The sequence below is a fragment of the Paenibacillus tabacirhizosphaerae genome, from assembly GCF_040812395.1.
In the GTDB taxonomy this organism is placed as follows: domain Bacteria; phylum Bacillota; class Bacilli; order Paenibacillales; family NBRC-103111; genus Paenibacillus_E.
Genome location: NZ_JBFNXH010000003.1, coordinates 413,196 through 434,792, shown reverse-complemented (window position 1 = coordinate 434,792; position 21,597 = coordinate 413,196). Strand labels below are relative to the sequence as shown.

Here is a 21,597-nt window from a genome sequence, read left to right as displayed (position 1 = left end):
CAAAGAAAATGCCTGTATGCGCGAGTTGCGTGTACAGGCATTTTTGTCTTGGGATCATAAGATAAAGGAAGAGATCCAATGGCTTGTTCACATAATGAGACTGGAAGATAGGGAACCTTAAGACAATAACGCGCGGAAGAAGGTTATCACATGAGCCTATATCAATGTATCGTCGGTGTGCCGAAAGAAATCAAAAACAATGAAAACCGCGTTGCCCTTACGCCAGGCGGGGTGGGTATGCTCCGAATGGCCGGACATCAGGTGCTTATAGAAGCGGGAGCAGGAGTTGGCAGCGGCTTTGCCGATGAGGATTATGTGAAAGAAGGGGCTATTCTCCTTGCAGAGGCCTCCGACGTATGGGCAAAAAGCGAGATGATCATGAAGGTCAAAGAGCCGTTACCTTCAGAATATGGATACTTTCGGGATGGCTTGATATTGTTTACGTATTTGCATCTGGCGGCTGCCGGTGATTTAACCGAGCACTTAATTAAGGAGGGCGTAACAGGGATTGCCTATGAAACGATCCAACTTGCGAATGGCTCGCTCCCTTTGCTAACCCCCATGAGTGAGGTGGCAGGCCGGATGTCCGTACAAATCGGCGCCCACTTCTTGGAAAAGTTTTATGGGGGGCGCGGCATTTTGCTTGGCGGTGTGCCGGGTGTGCCCCCTGCGGATGTCGTCATTCTCGGGGGCGGCATCGTCGGCACGAATGCCGCAAAAATGGCGCTCGGGCTTGGCGCCAATGTTGTTATTATTGAGCGAAGCGCTGACCGGATGAGGCAGCTTGATGATATTTTTGGCGGACGGGTGCGCACACTCATGTCCAATCCTTATCATATCGCGAGTGCTGAGCAGAAGGCGGATCTCCTGATTGGCGCCGTTCTGATCCCTGGCGCACGTGCGCCTCGATTAGTGACAGAGGCGATGGTGCAAGAGATGAAGCCTGGCGCGGTGATTGTAGACGTAGCGGTCGATCAGGGAGGCTCTATCGAGACGATAGACCGTGTGACGTCTCATAGCGATCCAATTTATGTGAAGCATGGCGTTCTGCACTATGCTGTGGCAAATATGCCAGGTGCCGTCCCGAGAACGTCTACATTGGCACTAACGAATGTTACGCTTCCTTACGCGCTTGAGCTAGCTGGGAAAGGGTTTCGCCAGGCGATTGCAGGCAATTCGCCGCTTCAGCTTGGTGTTAACACTTGCCAGGGCAGCGTTACGCATCCTGCTGTCGCCGAAGCGCTAAATAGACCCTATACGCGATTGTCCTACCTGACATAAAACCGGGTTCAGGATCATATCTTGTCCTTAATGAATCCTATGAATAGGGGGACTGGCTATGGTCTTTTCTTATCGTAAATGGATGACGCGGCTGCGGTTTATTTTTCTTTTTATGGCACTCACTGTGGCCTTGTATCAAGTCATGGTTGTATTAACGGGCTGGATTCAGCCTGTCAATAAATACAAAATGCCTTCAGGGAAGTCCGTCAAGGTGTTTGAACAGCATCAACATGCGGCTGTAGGCGATGCCAGTACGATGAGCGACCGTCTGCGATTATTTTATTGGTATGGAGAATAACGCGTAAAAAAGAGGAATAGCCTGCAGAAATGTGGAATTCTACTTTTATGAAAACATGGACATGTAGCGAAGGAGCTTATTTGCATGATGAAAAATGACCTGCAATCCTTCATCCGATTTTTGTCAGAGGAGCGCGGACTCTCGCAAAATACGCGTCAATCCTACGAGCGGGATTTGCAGCAGTTTGCCTCTTACTTGGAGCAGCAAGGGCTGAGGGCTTGGAGAGATTCAGGGAAACCCCACATTGCTGCATATGTAGCGAAGCTGAAAATTCTTGGACGAGCTTCTGCAACTCTTTCTCGCACACTGGTATCTATCCGAGCTTTTTATCAATATTTGCTTCGCGAACGTGTCATTGACACGGATCCTTCACGCCATGTGGAAACACCTAAGCTGGAGAAAAGACTGCCCAAAGTAGTCTCGATTGATCAAATTGAGAAGCTGCTTGAAGCGCCGGATGCGGGGACCGTCAGCGGTTCAAGGGATAGAGCGATGCTGGAACTCCTATATGCCACGGGGATTCGAGTTTCTGAGTTAATTTCCCTGGATGTGACGGATATCAATTTGCAATTTGGGTTTATTCGTTGTGTGGGAAAAGCGGATAAAGAACGGATGATTCCGATTGGATCTATGTCGATTCGCTGTTTAAGTCATTATTTAGACCAATATCGGTCGTTGTTAATAAAGCAAGCTTCCGATGAGGGGGCGTTATTTATCGGGCATCTTGGGACCCGCATGACAAGACAAGGTTTTTGGAAAATCTTGAAACGCTATGCGCAAGAAGTGAAAATCGAGGAAGAGATTACGCCCCATACACTTCGGCATTCCTTTGCTGCGCATTTGCTTGAAAATGGAGCTGACCTCAGGTCGGTTCAAGAAATGCTCGGGCATTCCGACATTTCAACCACGCAAATCTACGTACAAGCAGCAAAGTTAAAAATGAAAGAAGTATACAATCGCGCTCATCCGCGTGCGAACATGTGAGTTGGATCAGCGGCATGCCTGCCAATTGCGGGCGGCCGTTTTTTTGCATTCCGGCAACAGAAATGAGATAATTAAGGGTGGTTAAAACTAGCAATTGATTTGGAGGAACCCAATGTGCGTTTCGAACGAATTTGTTTAATTGTTCTTGATAGTGTTGGCATCGGCGAATCGCCGGATGCGGAGCAGTTTGGCGATAAAGGCGCTCATACGTTAGGACACATTGCAGAGACCGTACCTCATTTCGCACTGCCGAACTTGCAGCAGTTAGGGTTGGGTAACATTGCCGACTTGCAAGGGATACCGGCGGCGGCACTGGCTGAAGGTTATTATGGCAAAATGGCGGAGGTATCCGTTGGCAAAGATACAATGACAGGACATTGGGAATTAATGGGTCTTCACTTATCAATCCCGTTTAATGTATACCCAGAAGGGTTTCCGGAGAAGTTGATTCGCCAATTCGAAGAGGAGACCGGTCGTAAAGTGATCGGCAACAAGCCCGCCTCAGGTACGGAAATATTGGACGAATTGGGCGAAGAACAAATGAAAACGGGAGCCTGGATCGTCTACACATCAGCCGATAGCGTGTTTCAACTGGCTGCGCATGAGGATATCATTCCACTTGAAGAACTATACCGCGCTTGCGAGATAGCAAGAAAGCTTACTCTGCACGAAGAGTTTGCGGTTGGCCGCGTGATTGCAAGACCATATGTGGGTAAGGCGGGAGATTTCAAGCGTACGCCAAACCGTCATGATTATGCGGTAAAGCCGCCGGCGCCTACTGTTATGGATCATCTCAAGCAAGCGGGGCTGGATGTTATCGCAATCGGTAAAATCAATGATATTTTCGATGGCGAAGGCATCACACAGGCCTCATCGACCAAAAGCAATCTGGATGGCATCCAGAAAACGATTGATGTTCTTGGACAATCCTTTAAGGGACTCGCTTTTACAAATCTGGTAGATTTTGATTCGCTCTATGGACATCGCCGAGATCCTCAAGGCTACGGCAAAGCGCTACAGGAATTTGATGCTTTTGTGCCTCAGCTTAAAGCGGGGCTGGGACCGAACGATTTGTTGATCCTTACCGCGGATCATGGGAATGATCCGGTACACGCTGGTACGGATCATACTCGCGAGTATGTGCCAGTAATTCTTTACAGCCCTGGCCTGCAGTCTCCTGCATCCATCGGCGTCCGCGCTACATTCGCTGATTTGGGCGCGACAATCGCTGAAAATTTCGGCGTTCCGTCCACGGGTAACGGCGAGAGCTTCTTAAGTCTTTTAAAATAATATTCTGCTCACCCAATTTCTAGGAGGTACCTACCATGACCGAAACGAACATGATTCAGAAGATTCAAGAGGCAGCAGCGTATATAAGCAAAGAAACCGGGATCAAACCGCAAATCGGGCTTATTTTGGGTTCAGGACTTGGTGTGCTGGCTGATCTGATTGAGAAGCCTATCGTTGTTGACTATTCCCGAATACCGCATTTCCCTGTATCAACGGTTGAAGGGCATGCGGGCGAGTTAGTTGTAGGTACAATTAAAGGCAAAGCAGTGTTGGTGATGAAAGGCCGTTTCCACGCCTATGAAGGCTATGGAGCGGAAACCGTGTCTTTCCCTGTTCGTGTCATGAAGGAGCTAGGTGTTCAAACGTTAATCGTCACCAATGCGGCGGGCGGCATTAATGAGTCTTATCAAGTGGGGGATCTTATGGTCATTAGCGACCATCTCAACTTGACATACCGCAACCCGCTTATTGGGCCTAACGATAATGCGCTGGGCGTTCGTTTCCCGGATATGTCGGAAGCATACAGTAAACGGCTGCGCAAACTAGCGCACGATGTGGCGGCTTCGCAAGAATTCAAGCTGCAAGAGGGCGTATATGTCGGACTGCTTGGCCCTAATTACGAAACTCCTGCCGAAATCCGTATGTTCCGCACGCTTGGCGGAGATGCAGTTGGCATGTCTACCGTTCCTGAAGTTATTGTCGCACGCCATGCAGGTATCGAAGTGCTTGGATTCTCTTGTATTTCCAATATGGCTTCCGGTATTTTGGATCAACCGCTATCCCACGCGGAAGTAATGGAAACGACAGAGAAAGTTAAGCCTAAGTTTCTCAAACTCGTCCTGGGCATTATTGAAGCTCTCTAAGCGGATTCGAACTTGATTGATATGTATTGAATAAAAGGAGATACGACATGGAACTGACATACATAGAGCAAATTAAAGAAGCGGCGGGATATATTCAGGGCCGTTTGGGCGAAGTTAAGCCTGTTGTTGGTTTAGTTTTAGGATCTGGTTTGGGAGATATGGCGAATCAGGTTGAAAATCCAATCGCTATCGAGTATGCCGATGTGCCTCATTTTCCGGTCTCTACAGTAGAGGGGCATGCAGGCCGGTTTGTAGTGGGGACGCTAGAAGGAAAACAAGTTATCGTCATGCAGGGCCGTTTTCACTATTATGAAGGTTACTCCATGAAAAAAGTGGTGTTCCCTGTCTATGTCATGAAAGCGATCGGCGTACAAACGGTCGTGATGACCAACGCGGCGGGCGGGATGAATCGTGATTTCCATGCCGGCGACCTGATGGTCATTAGCGATCATCTCAATATGACTGGCGATAACCCGCTGATCGGGCCTAACCATAATGATCTTGGTGTTCGTTTCCCGGACATGTCGGAAGCGTACAATCGTGAATATCGTCAACTCGCCCATCGCCTTGCCCAATCCGTTATTGGCGAAGATGGAACGCCTCTTAAGCTGCAGGAAGGTGTTTATGCGGGCATTACCGGACCAACCTATTGCACGCCAGCGGAGCTGTCGATGCTTGCCCGTATTGGCGGGGATGCTATCGGGATGTCAACCGTTGGGGAAGTAATCGCAGCGCGTCACGCAGGGCTTAAGGTGCTCGGTATTTCATGCATTACAGATATGGCGATTGGCGAGGAGCTGGAGCCGCTTACACATGAGCAGGTTGTTGCGGTTGCGAACAAAACGAAGCCTAAATTCATTGCGTTGCTCAAAGCATTTGTGCGTGAAGTGAAGGTCTAGCGTAAGGTTGTTGTAGCTACAACGGATTTCATGAACCACGACTACTTTCCATTGGATCTTACCATCCGAAGGGAAGTGGTCTCTTTGTTGTTGAAATTTGCGAATAAAGATTTTATGGATGACAGGGAATATCAAAACGTATCGCGAAAGACAATAAGTGGATATGTTCATATCTTAGGAGAATTTAAAGAATATTTATAACCAAGGAATTATCGACACGAGTGATTAGTTTACGTTTTAACCAAAGAATTGCTTTGCAATTCTTTGTAGTCTTAAGCCCTTGGGCTTGGCGCTCGCAGTTGAGCAAATCTAAAGGTGTAAAGTTTTTTTAGAAACTCTTCGGTTGTAAATAGTTCTAATTCACAACTATTTGGTAACCGTGAGGGATGTCTTGGATAATGTCCATCTTTTGTTAGTTTTAGGCAATAAAGTTGATGTCCATTATCATTGAGCATTCTAGTTACCTTATTATGTCGATGGTTATAAAAACCTTTCTCACCCCACGCAACGATGACCTTACTTGATCTTTTTGCGGCTTCGAGAATATGCTAGTCATTTTCTTTTCCCTCAGGTTCTGATTCTGTTCTGATGGCAATAGGGTCAGTTGAGATAAGAGCGTAAAGATTAACTACTTCGATCCAAAACCAAACTTTTTAGCAAAATATATGCAGCGTTTGATTGATTGATCATCTATTTCGGCATCTGCAATGCTTGGATTTAGCATTACATAAAGAACTCTTGGTAAAGAAGAATCCCATTCTCTAAGAAGTGAATATCTGTACTTACGTTTATCGCTAAAAATGGCTTCCCTTTTCATTGTGTCCACTCCTTCAATCATGTCATAAATATTCCCAATAATCTTATCACTATATAGGACAAAGAGTCTATAAATTGCCTTTGTGAGTAAGAATGACCTATTTAGATTAATTTGAGATAGGTCAAAGGGTCTGGGTTCGCATTTAGATCGAAGAAGTTTATTGAAGGACTTATAATCCGAGTGTTCCATATTGCCAATAACTTTATGGCTAAAAGTATACCATTTGCAATGCCGATCTTCCTCACAAAATCGGGTGAAAAGGTCATTTCATAATGTGGTTACATTATTTTTGAATCATTGCAAATTGAACTGGTATGTTATGAAATACTATGCTAATATACTGGAAATGATTCGGAAGGTGATAGTGTGGGAGAAATCAAAAGATTTGGTTACATCCGTGTATCTTCAAAGGAACAAAATGAAGCAAGGCAAGTCGAAGCACTCAAAGGATTGGAAATACAAGAGCGTGATCTATTTATTTACAAGCAAAGCGGCAAAGACTTTGATCGTCCACGCTACAAAGCTTTGAAGATGGTCTTACGAAAGGGCGATATACTTTTCATCAAGGAATTGGATAGGCTGGGACGAAATGCCGAAGAGATCAAACGCGAGTGGCAAGAAATAACGCAAGATATTGGTGCAAACATTGTGATCTTGGATATGCCGATCTTAGATACACGGCAATATAAGAATGGACTTGAAAAGGTTATAACCAACATCGTGTTGGAGTTACTATCGTATATGGCTGAAAGGGAAAAGGAAAAGATCAATAGCAGACAAGCAGAAGGAATAGCTACAGCTAAGGCAAGTGATGTTAGATTTGGTAGACCAAGGCTGGAGATCAACAAGGAGTTTGCTGCGGTGTATGATGAATGGAAACCAGGTAACATTACCGCTGTTGAAGCTATGAAAAAGGTTGGCATGAAAGCTAATACGTTTTATCGAAGGGTTAGCGAATATGAGAAGGCAAGAGCGTCCGTTTAAGTTGGATGCTTTTTTTCATTGTTTATATTGGGGGAACCCCGGGGTGGATAAAACCTAATAAAAAACATGCTTTTTCTTGATGGGGCTATGCACAGCAGAGCAGCGATCTTATGTTAAAATACAATTCCAATTTCAGATCATTTGGTAGTATTATAGGCGAATTACCGAAAATATCAAATATTACTTGACTAATTTATAGTTAAAGTGTAAATTGGTAGATGTAAGTAGTACTCTTAGTGGGGTGTTCGTGTGAGGAAAATAGAGTTGCTGTCTGAAATTTTGGCTAAAGAGTTTGTAGAAATGATGATACTAGGGAATGAGCAACACAAAGAGTCGCTTTCGGAAAGTGCTTCCTATACTAATAATGGACCTCAGTTCTCTAGGTCAGATTCCATACACACATCTATAAACAGCTCATTTTCAAAAAAACTTGGCTATTTAGTTTCCAAAAAAAGGGTTGTCAACTATGAACATATCAGAGTATATGATCATTCTACCAAGCACCTATATGTACTCACAAGAGATCATACTTATAACAATCTTTTGAAGCGGGACAAGCCAAATAAGCAGCCCCACTTTCTTGAAACGTATGCTTTAAGCAATCGAGATCTTAAGAAAGTTAATGAACTTCCAGGTCAAATTGTAATGGACTTAGAGCAAGAGAAAAGTGTATTACCGACTGAGAACGAATATCTGAAAAGGAAGTACTTGTCTGAATTTATTTTTGGATTAGAAGTTGAAGTTGTAGTTATCGTTACTTACAGTGTTTATAAAAACAACATTTTTAGGATAAAGGCGATAGTTCCTTCTGCTAATCTTAAAGAAGATGTATTATCTGAAGTGGATTGGACAAAATATAGTGTTAACTACAAGAGTGTGGAGAAAGATTTTACGTCCGATTCTAAGGCTAAACAGTTGCAGGACGACGTTGACAAACAGAAAACGGAAATTAAGCAAATGCTTAAGTTAAAACCAAATGTTAAATCCAATGATTAGAGTTTAGTCGCACTACTTAATAGGAACTGAGGGAAGCAAAAATGGCACGTTCAAGTAACTTTAATCCGAATAGGTTAAGGACAGCTAGACAATACGCAGGATTAACGATTTCTGAGCTTGCTGAGCAGGCTTGTGTTTCAAAACAAGCGATTTCTCAGTTTGAAACTGGACGTAGCACTCCTAGTTTAGAAACTCTCATGAGAATGATGGCAGTTCTTAAGTTTCCAAGGGATTTTTTCTATGAGAATGAAAGAAGTGAAGAAATACAAATAGGTAACACGTTTTTTCGCTCATTGGCAAGTACCAGCAAAAAAGAACGTATCTCACAGGTTCAAAAAACAGAATTACTCTCAGAAATAGTTAGTTTTTTTGAACAATACATTGACTTCCCATTACTAAACTTACCAAATTTAAAGGAAATAATTGAACTTACAGACGAGAAGCTGGAGAATGCAAGTTTGCTATCTAGCGATGATATTGAAGATATTACATTAGCATTGCGGAGAGTTTGGAATATAGGAGAAGAACCGATCACTAATATGGTTTATCTCCTTGAATTGAATGGTATCATAGTTTCTTCACTATCCACAGAAACTCATAACATTGATGCATTTAGTCAACGTCAAATCTTAGGTGGTAGGGAGCGGTATTTAGTAGTCCTAGGGGATGGAAAGCAATCTGCTTCAAGGAGACAGTTTGATGCTGCTCACGAGTTGGCGCATATATTGCTGCACAATTGGAACGTTGATTCAAACGAAATCCTTGCAGAAGAGCATCGACTTATAGAGCAACAAGCAGATAAATTTGCAGGGGCATTTCTTCTTCCCAAAAATGCTTTTACTCAAGACTTACACTATCCAACGAATCTTGACTTTTATGTTGAACTGAAGAAGAAATGGAGAGTTTCAATTGCTGCAATGGTAGTTAGGGCATATCACTTGGAGGTTATTTCCTACAACCAGTATCATTACTTAATGAGACAAATGAACTCTAGGAAAATGAGGGTAAAAGAACCACTAGATGATTTTTTGCCTATTCCGCAACCTGTACTATTAAGTCAGGCAGTTGAAATGCTGCTTGCAAATAATGTGTTGAAACCACAGCAAATTTTGCAAGGTAATGGACTAAGTTTGACAAAAGATGTAGTTGAATATCTTTTGAATTTAGAATCGGGTACGCTGAATGAAAAAGAGGAAAAAGCGGAAGTTATATTGCAATTAGTAGGAAAAAAGGCAACTACTTGGAAGGCATAGAGGAATCAATATAGATACCCCGCAGGCAGATAGAAGAAAAAGAAGGTATTTGAAGGGCTTCAATCATGATGCTCTTTTTTTGTTTCTATATGTTGGTTGCTTTTGACTTAAGTGCGCTCACAGTCAGTAAGTCAAGTGAAGCATGTAGTTAATAAATTAGGAATAAGTTCAACCTTCCTTTACCTGATGTAGGGAAAGTGCTGGTCGGACTGGCTACCCTTTGCTATAATCTTTGTAATGGAATTTTATGGTATTGGAGGATGCGGTATGGAGGACGAAGAATATGTAGAAATAAACAAAATGGACAAAGATAGAATCCTGTTTTTTATGAACAATTATGACTTGATTACCAAATACGAATTAGTTGAGGATAGGATTTGTTTAGGTGAGATTACTGATGAAAATACTTGTAGGTTTTGTGGCAAAGGAACGCCTGAGGTATCCTTCAAAACAATAGCCCATGCTATTCCTGAATTTATAGGAAATAGACTTCTATTTTCAAGTTACGAATGTGATACATGCAATGGAAAATTTGGAAGATCAATAGAAAATCACTTTGCTAATTTCTTAGGCATTGCAAGAACTTTGTCGCAGATTAAAGGCAAAAAAGGCATTCCATCTTATAAAAAAGGTAATTCAAGGATTGACGTTGACAAGGTAATTAGCGTAAAAACTAGCGTAAATGACCCGATCTATAAGCTAGATCAAGAAAGTCATGTCATTGACTTTGAAGGCTTCAAAGAGCCTTTCATTCCAGCAGCTGCATATAAATGTTTAGTAAAGATGGCAATTAGTATTATGCCCGAAGAAGAAGTACAACATTACCGAAAAGCCGTTAAATGGATACTGGAGGAAGATCTTAAAGAATGTACGTACCCACATTTGACATTACAAGCATTAAGAGCGTTTTCGCCTGTTCCGAGTAAATCCATTACAAATCTATTGTTTAGGCGTAAAGAACATAGTAAGGACAATGTTTTCTATATGATTTATGTTGTTATCTTTAGCAGTTACATGTACCAGATTTATTTGCCACTGTCCCCAAAAGACGATTCATTAATTGGTAAAGACATTGTCATAGCACCCTTTCCTGCATACTTGAATAGTCCTCTTGATGAATCAATATATGAATGGAGGGACTTTACGAATTACGATTTAGTGAAAGACGAACCAATAACAATCCGATTCAGATATGAGAGTGAAACAGCACCTATTTAAATGGATATGGAAGGGTATTGTTGAATAGATGAAAGCAGCAAACATTGATAAGATCAAGGAATTAGGACATTTATTTAGAAATGCAATCGAAAAGTTAGAGAAAAGTGAATTTTCTAGTTCTACTTGGTTCGAAAACTTTCCAAGGGGTTGCTGTGGGGACACTAGTGACCTTTTTGCAAAGTATTTACTAACCCTTGGAATACAGACAGAATACGTTTGGGGCATTAACAGCAAACGTCAGTCTCATGGATGGTTAGAGTATGAGGATTACATTATGGACCTAACGGCTGATCAGTTCCATGAAATTAGTGAAAGAGTTTTAATTACTAGAGAAGGGATTTGGTATCAACAATTTAAGGGGCAAAGAAGGAGTATACACGACTTTGAGAAATTCAGTGACTTCAACTCTTTGCGGCTTGGAAAAATCTATGGTAACGTTATTAAACGTTTAGAACTTTAGCACACGAATAAAACTTGCATTTTATCTAACTCTCATTGAATGTTCAACTCCATACATAAACGCCAATAGCCGCAGGACTTGTGGCTGCTAGAGCAAGAGGAAGAAAAGGTGGCAGCCCTCCGCTGGATGAAAAGAAGGTTAAGCAAGCGTTGAAGCTATACGATAGCAAAGAGTATTCGTTGAAGGAGATCGTTGACCTCACTGGTGTTTCAAAGCCAACGTTGTATCGTGAGTTAGAGAAGCGGAAGGTAATATCATAGTAATGGTTAAATGGTAAAAGCATCCTCATGGAGGGTGCTTTTCTTTGTTTCTATAAGGGAACAGGGGGGGGACTTATGATCAAATGAAAATTCACTTTTTTCCCAGACCCCATGTGCGCTCCCAGCCAGCGCCAATAAACCTAATTTGTACGATACCAAACATACCTAACATCTTGCTGAATAAAATTTATTAAACTAAATGGATTTCTAATATTTTCCTAATAACATCATGCTATTATTTCTCTATAAGATACTTTACGGAAAAATTCCCCATTAAATGGAGAGTGATATTATGGAATCAACCCTAAAAGCAAAAATCGAAGCTTTACGTTATGAGATGTTTGAACAGGCATGGATTCACGGAAGTCTTACACATGATAAAGTTGTTGAAGTTAGCCAACTATTGGATCGCTACATTTTAGTCTATCAAAAGCATATACTGAAAAAAGTTAATTTGAAGCTAATTGGTTAGATTTGGGAATATGACACATATAGCTTGAAAGCAATATGAAGAAAGAAAGCTATCCGTTGTGGGGAGCTTCTTTGTGTTGAGTTTGATGTATAATAGGAATAAAAAGGAAATAGGGGCATATCCGTTTGAAATACTTTACAGATAAATTATGGACTCTAATGAATCAAGGGAGCTTTGAAGATCAGGAACAGGCGCATCTGCAATGGACTGAGAACAATCAAGTATATAATGAACTCTATCTACAACTTCAAAATAGGCTGTCACGTAAGGTTTACGATCATTTCAAAACAAAAAGCTTTCACGATTATTGCCTAAAGAGTGTTGATGTGAAGCATTCTGCTTATGGCGTGTTGAACCCAATTGAGGTTACGGTAACAGTGATCAATGACATAGAGGAATGGAAAATCACGTTCAAGAAAATCAAGAAACTTGAATTGAAATTTGGGTGTGGTGAGAGTGACTTTGAACAGCGCAGAGGGTTTGATGACTGGGGCTATAATGAGATACTGATTGTAGATGATGATACGTTGTCATTTGAGGTTTTGTTTGCTTCTGGAGCTACTATTTTGGTTCATTTCAAGAACAAACAGATGTTTTTGGAGAAAAGGAATGGATATGGAACAATTTAAATTAACAGGTGAGCATGGTTATATCGTAATTTCCATTGAAGAAGTCTGGGGTTATCCAAGTTCTACTTCTCATTTTGGTGGGTACGATACTATAGGCACAGTGGAGTTAAAAAGTGGGAACTATAAATTAGCAGGTGAACTATGGTTTACGACAGGTGAAGTCTACTCATTTTATAGCCAATTAGGGGATTGCTATAAAAACCTACAAGGTACAGCAACATTCTGTAACCATGAAATGAATTTGACTATTGAAGTAGCCTTTAGTAATCGTGGTCAAGTCATTATTAGAGGAAGTTATAAAGAACAATCTCATGTTGATAACGAATTGCGATTTGAGTTCCATAGTGACCAAAGTTATATAGCTGCCACGTTGAAAGAGATTGAATGCCTAGTTGAAAAGTATGGGGATATGAAGGGCAAGAAGGTGTAGAAAAGCTATAATGTAAATATGGTTCGTGAAACGAAAAGTGTGCTTGCCTATCACCATACTCGCCCCTTCTATCCATTACATATAGCAGTTATTCCGAAAAGACATATTTCTTCGCTTATAACTTTAGATGAAGCTGATAATATGTTTGGACCTCTGTCAATAGACTGGACACATAGAATCGAGAGAATTACGCAATCGATCGGAGCGTACGTTCGTACTCATTGGGTTGTCATATACCCTATGGAAGAATGGATTATTTTCCCATTATAGAAGCATGTTATGTACTCGAAGATTTTCTCCTTTGCTTCTTGCCGAGTCTTAAATTTGTGGAGATAGATCAGTTCTTTCTTCAGGATACTGTGAAAGGACTCGATACAAGCATTGTCGTAGCAGTTTCCTTTTCGGCTCATGCTGCCCTTCATCTTGTATTTTCTGAGATGACCCTGATAATCCGCCGAGGCATACTGGCTGCCGCGATCGGAGTGGTGAATGAGGCCTTCTGATGGGCGCTGGATCCTATAGGCATGATCCAGCGCCTCCATGACTAATCCTTTCGTCATTCTTTCATCCATGTGAAAGCCCACGATCTTGCGCGAACATAGATCTTCAACGCTCGCCAAATAAAGCCATCCCTCATCCGTTGGAATGTAAGTGATGTCCGAAGCCCAGACTTGATTAGGTTTTTCTGTGGCAAACTGTTGATTCAGAACATTGTCGGCCACGGGTAGGTTGTGTTTAGAGTTTGTTGTGGCTTTATATTTCCTCACTGTGCGTGACTTCAGGCCGAGCTCCTTCATAATACGTGCGACCGTACCAAGTGAGATTTGAACACCTTGCTGGGTTAGAGCCTTCCGCACTTTTGGACTCCCATAGAGCTGCCTGGAGTCGAGAAAAGTGCGGCGGATCAACTTCTCCCATTCTTTTCGCCGCTGCTTGCCAGAGCTTTCCGGACGCTTCGTCCATTCATAATAACCGCTTCGTGAAACCTTGAACACTTCGCACATCTTTGCGACTCGGAGCTTTAAGCGGTATCTGTGGATGAACTTGTAGATTAGCGCCGGTCTTTGGCAAAGTAGTGCATTGCCTTTTTTAAAATGTCGTTCTCCTCTTCCAGATCACGAATGCGCTTTTGGAGTTCGCGCATAGCCTTATCTTCGGGCTTTAACTGTCCACTACCAGGGAAAGCTTGGTTTCCATCTTGCTTCACTTCTGTAATCCATCTGTACAGAGTATTCTCGTGGAGCCCCATCTCACGAGCTACCTGCGCCACCGTCTTCCCCTCTTCTTGTACTAAACGAACGGTGTTAATTTTGAATTCCTTGTTGTATTTTTTCGTCATTGTTAGACACCTCACTATGGATGCTTTTATTTTCGCATTCTCGCTTCTATGTGTCCAATTAAAAGAGTACCATCAGATACAACTCAATGGGATAGGGATAAGTTGAGTGAAATGGTAAGTTTATTGTATTAATGGAATCAAGGGAGAGGCTAAGGCTGCTCTCTTTTCGTTTAATTGATACAATTACGTTTTCATATGCCTTCGCAAAATCGCTCCTGAGCGTTCTTGGTTGATTGGAGTAGGAATTTACTTTCTACTATTTAAAGTGGCTCATATTCAAAATCTGCTAGTCTAGATTGGATTTATGTGGTTGTTGTATGTTCGTTAATGTATATGAGGATTGATGTAGCGGTGAAAAGCTTCTCTAAATATATAGATGAATTTCGTCGGTTGAAATGAAATGGATGAATTACTTGGGAGTAGTCTGCAATGCTGTATCTTTTTTATTTTTAGACTTATATTTTTGGTGAAATGTGGAATTTGAATGCTAAGAATCTACGTAATAACGTTACTTTTTGGTTGAATATGTGTGTCGAACAAGAACAACGAATGTAATGATATGTAATTATTGATAAGTTTTACAAAAAAAGAAAACCAACAGCAATTACGCTCTTGGTTTTCTTTTTTCGTATTATATTTTTATTGTTCACCCTACCTAATCCTTTTATAGGTATCAGGTAGGATGGTGTAGTCAATTTTTGTTTTTGAGTATGGTGTCGTCAAAATCCTTTTTCGTTGAATGTAAAGCTTAGGGATGAAACTCAGCGATTAGAGCTTTAGCCTTTCCCAAAAGTAAGAAATAAGCAACTTCAGAATTTTTGGATTATAGTTCAGGAATAAATCAAGTAACAGAAAGAGAAAATGTGCTATTTGGTTCATCTATATGTCCTCCAGTGGACACCACCCTAGACACCATGCACTTGTTCAGTACAATCATATAATTTTTGGCAAGGGTGAATCAATATTATCTTTATGGAAAAGAACTTACGTCGAAAGGTGTTTGCACTACTGCCTGGATGATTATTTTTACTCTTAAAAATAGACTTTTGATTTATCACCCTATTGCTATTAAGAATAGTTTTTTAAGGATTGGGGTACAAATCAATGGTGGTGAGTTAGTGTAGGGGTCGGATCTGGATGCTGGATTGGGACGGCGAATACTTTCCTTCTAGGCAACGAATAATACAAAATAATGAGTCTTATACGGTAATGTACAAAGCCCTTTACAAATCACCACAACTACTTTATTATAATTGCTGGAGAATACGATGTAAGGTAGTTGTTGAGAGTGAAACCCGAGGGAAATCCTTGATACATAAGGGATTTAACGAGCTAGGACGGCGAGGAGCTGGAGCCGCTTACACATGAGCAGGTTGTTGCGGTTGCGAACAAGACGAAGCCGAAATTCATTGCGTTGGTCAAAGCATTTGTGCGTGAAGTAAAGCTGGGCTGAGGCTGCGCTGAACAGCCTATCTCCTTTTAAAATAAGATCCTGAAGACCTATGCTAAAAGGCGGAGTCATGCTACAATGTAGTTAATTAGAACTACAAACCTCCAAAACAAGGACGTGATGGAGCATGACAAGTCCTCAACTATTAGTAGCTAACTGCCCGCGTTGCGGGAAGGTTTATCAGAGGAATTTAAGAAATCAGTGCACGGATTGCAGCCGAAGTCTGGATTCGATGCTTTATAACTGTCTTGAGTACTTGCGTAAAAACCATCGTTCTACCAGTGAACAAGTTAGCGCGGCAATTGGCGTAACGACGGAGCAATTAGTCATCTGGATGAAAGAGGGAAAATTGCTGCTTTCGGACTATCCCAATTTGCATTATTACTGCGCTGCTTGCGCGAAGCCTATTAGAGAGCATAAGTTATGTGTCGATTGCACGAGCAGATTGAATAACGATATACGTAAGCTGTCATTCAAAGAGCAGCCCGTTACTTACTTAAGGGAGAAACAACGAGGACTTGTTGGCGGTTTCCAAATACGCGAGAGGTTAAGAGGCGTGTAATTAACGGCTGAATGGGCAATAGTAAAATTGGGTCTCGGCAAGTGAAGGTTTGCAGATACCTCGTTCACACTTTCGTCACGAAATATTCAACAGTTTGCCATCAATCATATATGGGATTGTTTGAACTTGTTAGGTAGAATAGATGAAGTGAACCACACTAAGAGGGGGATATGCATGCAAAAGTGGATTTTCTTTGTGTTATTTATACTTGCGGGCGCATTGGGACTGGGAGTCCTCTTTCAAGATATTTCCGCACGCCAAGATGCAAAAGCTGCTGATGCAGCAGCAAGCAAAGGTCAACAACTTAAAATTACAGCTTCTAACTGGCAGTTCGACTCCGCTGATTACACGATTAAAGCTGGTGAACCTACAAAGGTTTCCTTGTCTTTAAAAGAGGGCGTTCATGCAGTTGAAATCAAAGGTCTGGATATCAAATTGGACAAGGAAAATCCTTCCAAGCAAATCACGTTTGATAAACCGGGAACTTATGAAATTGAGTGCGTTCTTCCATGCGGTGAAGGTCATGCGAAAATGAAGTCGAAATTAGTCGTACAATAAGAGATATTTCAGAAGGGGGCTCATGTGGCTCCCTTTTTTCGATTCGAATTGGAGGTATGGGCGATGAGAATGGTGGATTTGATCCATAAAAAGAGACTAAATGAAGCACTGGATGAACAGGAAATTCAGTTTATTGTTAATGGCTACACAAACGGAGATATCCCCGATTATCAAATGTCCGCGCTGCTGATGTCGATATTTTTCAACGGTATGACTGGAGCAGAAATCTCTGCGCTTACTCTCGCTATGGCAGGATCTGGAGAAATGATTGACCTTTCCGAAATTCAAGGGATTAAGGTGGATAAGCATTCTACAGGGGGCGTTGGTGACAAAATCAGTTTGATCGTCGGACCCATTGTAGCTTCATTAGGCATTCCTGTTGCTAAAATGTCGGGACGAGGCCTAGGGCATACAGGTGGTACGGTTGATAAGCTGGAGTCCATACCAGGTTTCCAGATCGAATTGACCAAAGAGGCTTTTATTGAGGCCGTAAATACGAATAAAATTGCAATCGTTGGTCAGAGCGGCAATTTGGCGCCTGCAGACAAGAAGATGTATGCATTGCGCGATGTAACCGCAACGGTAGAGTCGATTCCACTGATCGCAAGCTCCATTATGAGTAAAAAAATTGCTTCAGGCGCTGATGCCATCGTGCTCGATGTAAAGATCGGTTCCGGCGCTTTCATGAAAACGTTGGACGACGCTAGAGTACTAGCCCGCACAATGGTGGATATCGGCAAGAGTTTGAACCGCAACACAATCGCGATGATTACGGATATGGAACAGCCGCTAGGCCGCGAGATTGGGAATGCGAACGAGATCATCGAATCCATCGAGGTGCTTCGCGGCACAGGGGATAGGGAATTGACGGAGGTCGCGATTTCGGTAGCATCGTACATGGCGGTGCTGGGCAAAGCGTTTGACACCTTTGAGCAGGCACAGGCGGCGATCAGAGATATTGTAGCGAACGGGAAAGCGCTGGAGACATTTAAGAAATTCGTTGCCAGCCAAGGGGGCAACCCGCAAGTCGTTGATCAACCGGAGCTGCTGCCGACGGCTGCTTATCATGTGGAAGTCCTCGCTGCCAAAGAGGGCTATGTGAATCAAATCGATGCCGAACAGATCGGCATCGCGGCTATGCTTTTAGGCGCCGGTCGGGCGAAGAAAGAAGATCAGATCGATTATGCGGTAGGTTTAACGCTTAACAAGAAAATTGGCGATACGGTTCAGGTTGGCGACTCCATCTGTACGATTCATGCCAATCGTCTCGATGTGAAAGAAGTTGAATCCATGATTCATGATGCGTATCGGATTGAAGCTGAGAAGCCACCTGCCGTGCAATTGATATACGATGTAATCGCATAAAAATGGTTTCACGCAATGAGCACTTCCCTATGTGGAAGTGCTTTTTTATTTTCCCTTCTTTGGAATATTTTATGAAGAAAATGTCAACACTGATTAGCAGTAATTCATGCTGCAAGTGTAACGCTTACGCTTCATGCTTACGACGCCAGTTTTCTGCCGAAAACTCAAAGTTTACGCTTACAAGGGCCAGTGTTTCTGGCGCAAAACTCTCAGGAGGGGTAGAATTGCTATGCTAAAAAAAGGGTTTATCAGTCTAATATGTTTACAGATGTGCATGCTGCTGCTAATGCCGGCAGTTTTCGCTGAAGAGAAGAGGGCACAACCGGTAGATTTAACGCCTAATGCACAATCAGCTGTGCTGATGGACGCGGACACAGGCACTGTGATTGTGGACAAGAATAAGGATGCGAAGCTGCCGCCAGCCAGTATCACGAAAATTATGACCATGCTGCTTATTATGGAGGCTATCGATCAAGGCAAAATTAAAATGGATGAGAAGGTGCGAGCAAGCGAATACGCAGCATCCATGGGCGGCTCTCAAATATTTCTTGAACCAGGCGAAGAAATGACGGTTCAGGAAATGCTCAAAGGCATCGCGATGGCTTCAGGCAATGACGCATCCGTTGCGATGGCTGAGAAAATCGCTGGTTCCGAAGAAAATTTCGTGCAAATGATGAACGAACGCGCACAGCAATTAGGTATGAAAAACACACATTTCTCTAACTGCAACGGTTTGCCTGTCGACAATCACTATACAACCGCAAATGATATCGCCATCATGTCCAAAGAACTGCTCAAACATGAGGAAATTACGAAATTTACAGGTGTCTACCAAGACTATCTGCGCAAGGAGACAGCAAGTCCATTCTGGTTAGTTAATACGAATAAGCTGGTTAGGTTCTATAGCGGAGCCGACGGCCTCAAAACAGGTTATACCAGTGAAGCGAAGTTCTGCTTGTCGGCTACTGCGAAGAGAGACAATTTACGTGTGATTGCCGTTGTTTTGGGAGAGCCCAATACGAAAACGCGGAATGCTGAAGTAACGAAGCTGTTTGACTTTGCATTTGCACAGTATTCTAATTATCCGTTATTCAAATCGGGCGACAGCCTTGGGAATTTCACGATAAATAAAGGCCAAGTTTCATCTGTCCCATTGGTTGCGAAACAAAATTACAGCATTCTGATGAAAAAAGGCGAGGCAACTCAAAACATTCGACATGAGCTGCAAATCGATCCGAATCTCAGAGCGCCGATTGCTTTAGGGCAGCCGATTGGCAAAATCATCGTCTATAATGGCGATAATGTGTTGGCAGAGTATCCGTTGGAGTCTCCAGTCGCAGTAAGCAAAGCATCCTGGTGGAAGCTGTTTAAACGGACGACATCCCATCTGTTCCATACAGATTAATAGGGAGATTACACGAATAAACTCGCATTTGTTCTTGTTTTAGCGCTTTTCTTCTAGTTTTGTCGGGTGGCAGGAAATTCCATCTTCCCTGTAGAAATCTTGTTTCATGACAGGGAAGGAGTGAACATGTTTGAGCCTGCAAATTGAATTCGAGCAAGGCCGGAGAGCGCTGATTGTTAGATTGAAAGGCGAGCTGGATCATCATACGGCAGATAGTGTTAAAGCAAGGATGGAGGAAGCAATCGCTAAGGAGGAGACGAGGCATCTCATTCTTAGTTTAAGAGATCTTTCCTTCATGGACAGCTCCGGTCTCGGCGTTATACTCGGTCGCTACAAGCAAATTACGGGCAAGGGCGGTAAGATGGTCGTGTGCGATGTTACTCCTGCTGTTTACCGACTATTCGAGCTTTCCGGTATGTTCAAGATTGTAACGATTCAAGATGACGAGAGATCCGCAATCTCCAGCCTGGAGGTTGCCTTATGAGTGATAAAAATTTTATGACCTTGCAGTTCGCCAGCCGTTCTGAGAATGAAGCCTTCGCACGGGTAGCCGTTGCGGCATTCGTATCTCAGCTGGATCCGACGCTGAATGAGTTGACGGATATTAAAACGGTTGTATCGGAGGCTGTGACCAACTCCATTATTCATGGATACAACAACCGAACCGACGGCGTGATTACCATCTCGACGCAAATTGATGAGGACATCGTCCACATCACGGTTGAAGATAATGGGCAAGGAATTGATGATTTGGAGCAAGCCAAGCAGCCGCTTTATACATCTAAGCCGGAGCTAGAGCGTTCAGGCATGGGGTTTACGATCATGGAAAATTTTATGGATGAAGTGGAAGTTGTGACAGCCGTCGGAATCGGAACCAAAATAAAAATGTTGAAGCGAATTGAATCTAAAAAAGCTTTATACAATTAGGGGTTTGATCTATGGATGTGGATTTGAAGCACGCCTCTCACAGTTACTTAGACGACAGTGAAGTCAAACGGTTAATCGCCCTCAGCCAATCCGGAGATCAACTCGCTAGAGAAACGCTTGTCAGCTGCAATATCCGACTGGTTTGGTCTGTTGTTCAACGGTTCTTGAACAGGGGATACGAAGCCGAAGATTTGTTCCAGATCGGTTGTATCGGACTTCTCAAGTCCGTTGACAAATTCGATCTATCTTATGATGTCAAATTTTCTACCTATGCGGTGCCGATGATTATCGGCGAGATTCAACGCTTCCTGCGCGATGACGGAACGCTTAAGGTCAGCCGCTCGCTCAAAGAGCTCGCGAACAAGATTCGCAAGACGAAGGACGAGCTTTCCAAACGTCTCGGACGGCTGCCGACGATCAAAGAAGTCGCGGAGGAGCTGATGATAACGGCAGAGGAAGTTGTCTTCGCCCAAGAGGCGAATAAGCCGTTATCCTCGATTCACGAGACCGTATTCGAAAACGATGGAGATCCCATTACATTGATGGATCAAATCTCGGACGAGTCCGGTGAGAAATGGTTCGAGAAGCTGGCACTCAATGAAGCTATTGGCACCCTTTCGGAGAGAGAACGGCTAATTGTCTATCTGCGTTATTTCCGCGACCAGACGCAGTCTGAGGTGGCCAGCCGGTTGGGGATTTCGCAGGTGCAGGTCTCCCGGCTGGAGAAGAAAATTTTGCAATCGATCAAAGATCAGATCGCTCAGTAGTGGCCAACACGCTTAATAAACCGCTATTTCCTTCACCGGGGAATAGCGGTTTTTCGTTATTTTCAGATAGGAGGATTTACCATGCCGTTC

General features: G+C 42.8%; 25 protein-coding genes and 2 pseudogenes. 24 read left to right on the top strand and 3 right to left on the bottom strand.

Features of this window, described 5'->3' with window-relative positions:
- Positions 1–150 precede the first annotated feature (150 nt).
- From ald to ABRS97_RS07815, 6 genes are all read left to right on the top strand, one after another.
- Positions 151–1,281: an alanine dehydrogenase gene (gene ald, locus ABRS97_RS07840; RefSeq protein WP_367812633.1), complete on the top strand. Its 1,131-nt coding sequence runs from the start codon at positions 151–153 to the stop codon at positions 1,279–1,281.
- 58 nt (positions 1,282–1,339) lie between these two features.
- Positions 1,340–1,579 carry a DUF4227 family protein gene (locus ABRS97_RS07835; RefSeq protein WP_367812631.1) on the top strand — a complete coding sequence of 80 codons (240 nt, stop codon included), beginning with the start codon at positions 1,340–1,342 and terminating at the stop codon, positions 1,577–1,579.
- An 87-nt stretch (positions 1,580–1,666) separates the two neighbouring features.
- Positions 1,667–2,563, top strand: coding sequence for a site-specific tyrosine recombinase XerD (xerD, locus tag ABRS97_RS07830; RefSeq protein WP_367812881.1), 897 nt, complete (start codon positions 1,667–1,669; stop codon positions 2,561–2,563).
- Between the two features lie 114 nt (positions 2,564–2,677).
- Positions 2,678–3,853, top strand: coding sequence for a phosphopentomutase (gene deoB / locus ABRS97_RS07825; RefSeq protein ID WP_367812629.1), 1,176 nt, complete (start codon positions 2,678–2,680; stop codon positions 3,851–3,853).
- A 35-nt stretch (positions 3,854–3,888) separates the two neighbouring features.
- Complete coding sequence (locus tag ABRS97_RS07820; protein WP_367812627.1) at positions 3,889–4,716, top strand: purine-nucleoside phosphorylase; 828 nt, start codon at positions 3,889–3,891, stop codon at positions 4,714–4,716.
- Between the two features lie 47 nt (positions 4,717–4,763).
- Complete coding sequence (locus ABRS97_RS07815) at positions 4,764–5,615, top strand: purine-nucleoside phosphorylase (RefSeq protein ID WP_367812625.1); 852 nt, start codon at positions 4,764–4,766, stop codon at positions 5,613–5,615.
- Between the two features lie 272 nt (positions 5,616–5,887).
- Here ABRS97_RS07815 and ABRS97_RS07810 read toward each other — a convergent pair whose 3' ends face one another.
- A complete protein-coding gene (locus ABRS97_RS07810; protein WP_367812880.1) occupies positions 5,888–6,160 on the bottom strand; it encodes a DUF1643 domain-containing protein in 273 nt (90 codons plus the stop codon).
- A gap of 83 nt (positions 6,161–6,243) precedes the next feature.
- Complete coding sequence (locus ABRS97_RS07805) at positions 6,244–6,432, bottom strand: DUF1643 domain-containing protein (RefSeq protein WP_367812623.1); 189 nt, start codon at positions 6,430–6,432, stop codon at positions 6,244–6,246.
- Positions 6,433–6,798: 366 nt separating this feature from the next.
- Here ABRS97_RS07805 and ABRS97_RS07800 point away from each other — a divergent pair, with 366 nt between their 5' ends.
- The 10 genes and pseudogenes from ABRS97_RS07800 to ABRS97_RS07755 all read left to right on the top strand — a co-directional run.
- Entirely contained in the window at positions 6,799–7,416 is a 618-nt protein-coding gene (locus ABRS97_RS07800) for a recombinase family protein (protein ID WP_367812621.1), read from the top strand.
- Positions 7,417–7,665: 249 nt separating this feature from the next.
- Complete coding sequence (locus ABRS97_RS07795) at positions 7,666–8,412, top strand: DUF5986 family protein (protein WP_367812619.1); 747 nt, start codon at positions 7,666–7,668, stop codon at positions 8,410–8,412.
- A 41-nt stretch (positions 8,413–8,453) separates the two neighbouring features.
- The gene (locus ABRS97_RS07790; RefSeq protein WP_367812618.1) at positions 8,454–9,665 is read left to right on the top strand and encodes a helix-turn-helix domain-containing protein; all 1,212 of its coding nucleotides are present in this window, start codon (positions 8,454–8,456) and stop codon (positions 9,663–9,665) included.
- Between the two features lie 267 nt (positions 9,666–9,932).
- Positions 9,933–10,883: an HNH endonuclease gene (locus tag ABRS97_RS07785; protein ID WP_367812617.1), complete on the top strand. Its 951-nt coding sequence runs from the start codon at positions 9,933–9,935 to the stop codon at positions 10,881–10,883.
- A gap of 28 nt (positions 10,884–10,911) precedes the next feature.
- Positions 10,912–11,343, top strand: a complete 432-nt coding sequence (locus ABRS97_RS07780; RefSeq protein ID WP_367812615.1) for a transglutaminase domain-containing protein — start codon at positions 10,912–10,914, stop codon at positions 11,341–11,343.
- An 80-nt stretch (positions 11,344–11,423) separates the two neighbouring features.
- Positions 11,424–11,603 carry a helix-turn-helix domain-containing protein gene (locus ABRS97_RS07775; RefSeq protein WP_367812613.1) on the top strand — a complete coding sequence of 60 codons (180 nt, stop codon included), beginning with the start codon at positions 11,424–11,426 and terminating at the stop codon, positions 11,601–11,603.
- Between the two features lie 292 nt (positions 11,604–11,895).
- Positions 11,896–12,075: an aspartyl-phosphate phosphatase Spo0E family protein gene (locus tag ABRS97_RS07770; protein WP_367812612.1), complete on the top strand. Its 180-nt coding sequence runs from the start codon at positions 11,896–11,898 to the stop codon at positions 12,073–12,075.
- Positions 12,076–12,200: 125 nt separating this feature from the next.
- Complete coding sequence (locus tag ABRS97_RS07765; RefSeq protein WP_367812610.1) at positions 12,201–12,704, top strand: hypothetical protein; 504 nt, start codon at positions 12,201–12,203, stop codon at positions 12,702–12,704.
- On the top strand, positions 12,685–13,134 hold the full coding sequence (locus ABRS97_RS07760; protein WP_367812609.1) for a WapI family immunity protein: 450 nt from the start codon (positions 12,685–12,687) through the stop codon (positions 13,132–13,134). Before ABRS97_RS07765 ends, ABRS97_RS07760 begins: the two co-directional genes overlap by 20 nt.
- An 18-nt stretch (positions 13,135–13,152) precedes the next feature.
- Positions 13,153–13,275 (top strand): annotated as a pseudogene (locus tag ABRS97_RS07755) (HIT domain-containing protein); the annotation flags it as partial.
- Positions 13,276–13,352: 77 nt separating this feature from the next.
- On the opposite strand, the gene ABRS97_RS07750 reads toward ABRS97_RS07755, so the two are convergent.
- A protein-coding gene (locus ABRS97_RS07750) for an IS3 family transposase (protein ID WP_483312424.1) occupies positions 13,353–14,473 on the bottom strand; the annotation gives its coding sequence in 2 pieces (ribosomal slippage) (positions 13,353–14,218 and positions 14,218–14,473; 1,122 coding nt in all).
- A gap of 1,339 nt (positions 14,474–15,812) precedes the next feature.
- Here ABRS97_RS07750 and ABRS97_RS07745 point away from each other — a divergent pair.
- The 8 genes and pseudogenes from ABRS97_RS07745 to sigF form a co-directional block, all read left to right on the top strand.
- Positions 15,813–15,926: pseudogene (locus tag ABRS97_RS07745) on the top strand (purine-nucleoside phosphorylase); the annotation flags it as partial.
- Between the two features lie 124 nt (positions 15,927–16,050).
- Positions 16,051–16,485 (top strand): flagellar protein, encoded by a 435-nt coding sequence (locus ABRS97_RS07740; RefSeq protein WP_367812607.1) that lies wholly within the window; start codon positions 16,051–16,053, stop codon positions 16,483–16,485.
- 174 nt (positions 16,486–16,659) lie between these two features.
- Positions 16,660–17,043, top strand: a complete 384-nt coding sequence (locus ABRS97_RS07735; protein WP_367812605.1) for a cupredoxin domain-containing protein — start codon at positions 16,660–16,662, stop codon at positions 17,041–17,043.
- A gap of 63 nt (positions 17,044–17,106) precedes the next feature.
- Positions 17,107–18,408 (top strand): pyrimidine-nucleoside phosphorylase, encoded by a 1,302-nt coding sequence (locus ABRS97_RS07730; protein WP_367812603.1) that lies wholly within the window; start codon positions 17,107–17,109, stop codon positions 18,406–18,408.
- A 274-nt stretch (positions 18,409–18,682) separates the two neighbouring features.
- Complete coding sequence (locus ABRS97_RS07725; protein WP_483312430.1) at positions 18,683–19,813, top strand: D-alanyl-D-alanine carboxypeptidase family protein; 1,131 nt, start codon at positions 18,683–18,685, stop codon at positions 19,811–19,813.
- Between the two features lie 130 nt (positions 19,814–19,943).
- Positions 19,944–20,297 (top strand): anti-sigma F factor antagonist, encoded by a 354-nt coding sequence (spoIIAA, locus tag ABRS97_RS07720; RefSeq protein WP_367812601.1) that lies wholly within the window; start codon positions 19,944–19,946, stop codon positions 20,295–20,297.
- A complete protein-coding gene (spoIIAB, locus tag ABRS97_RS07715; protein ID WP_367812599.1) occupies positions 20,294–20,740 on the top strand; it encodes an anti-sigma F factor in 447 nt (148 codons plus the stop codon). Before spoIIAA ends, spoIIAB begins: the two co-directional genes overlap by 4 nt.
- A gap of 11 nt (positions 20,741–20,751) precedes the next feature.
- The gene (sigF, locus tag ABRS97_RS07710; RefSeq protein ID WP_367812597.1) at positions 20,752–21,507 is read left to right on the top strand and encodes an RNA polymerase sporulation sigma factor SigF; all 756 of its coding nucleotides are present in this window, start codon (positions 20,752–20,754) and stop codon (positions 21,505–21,507) included.
- The last annotated feature ends 90 nt before the right edge of the window (positions 21,508–21,597 follow it).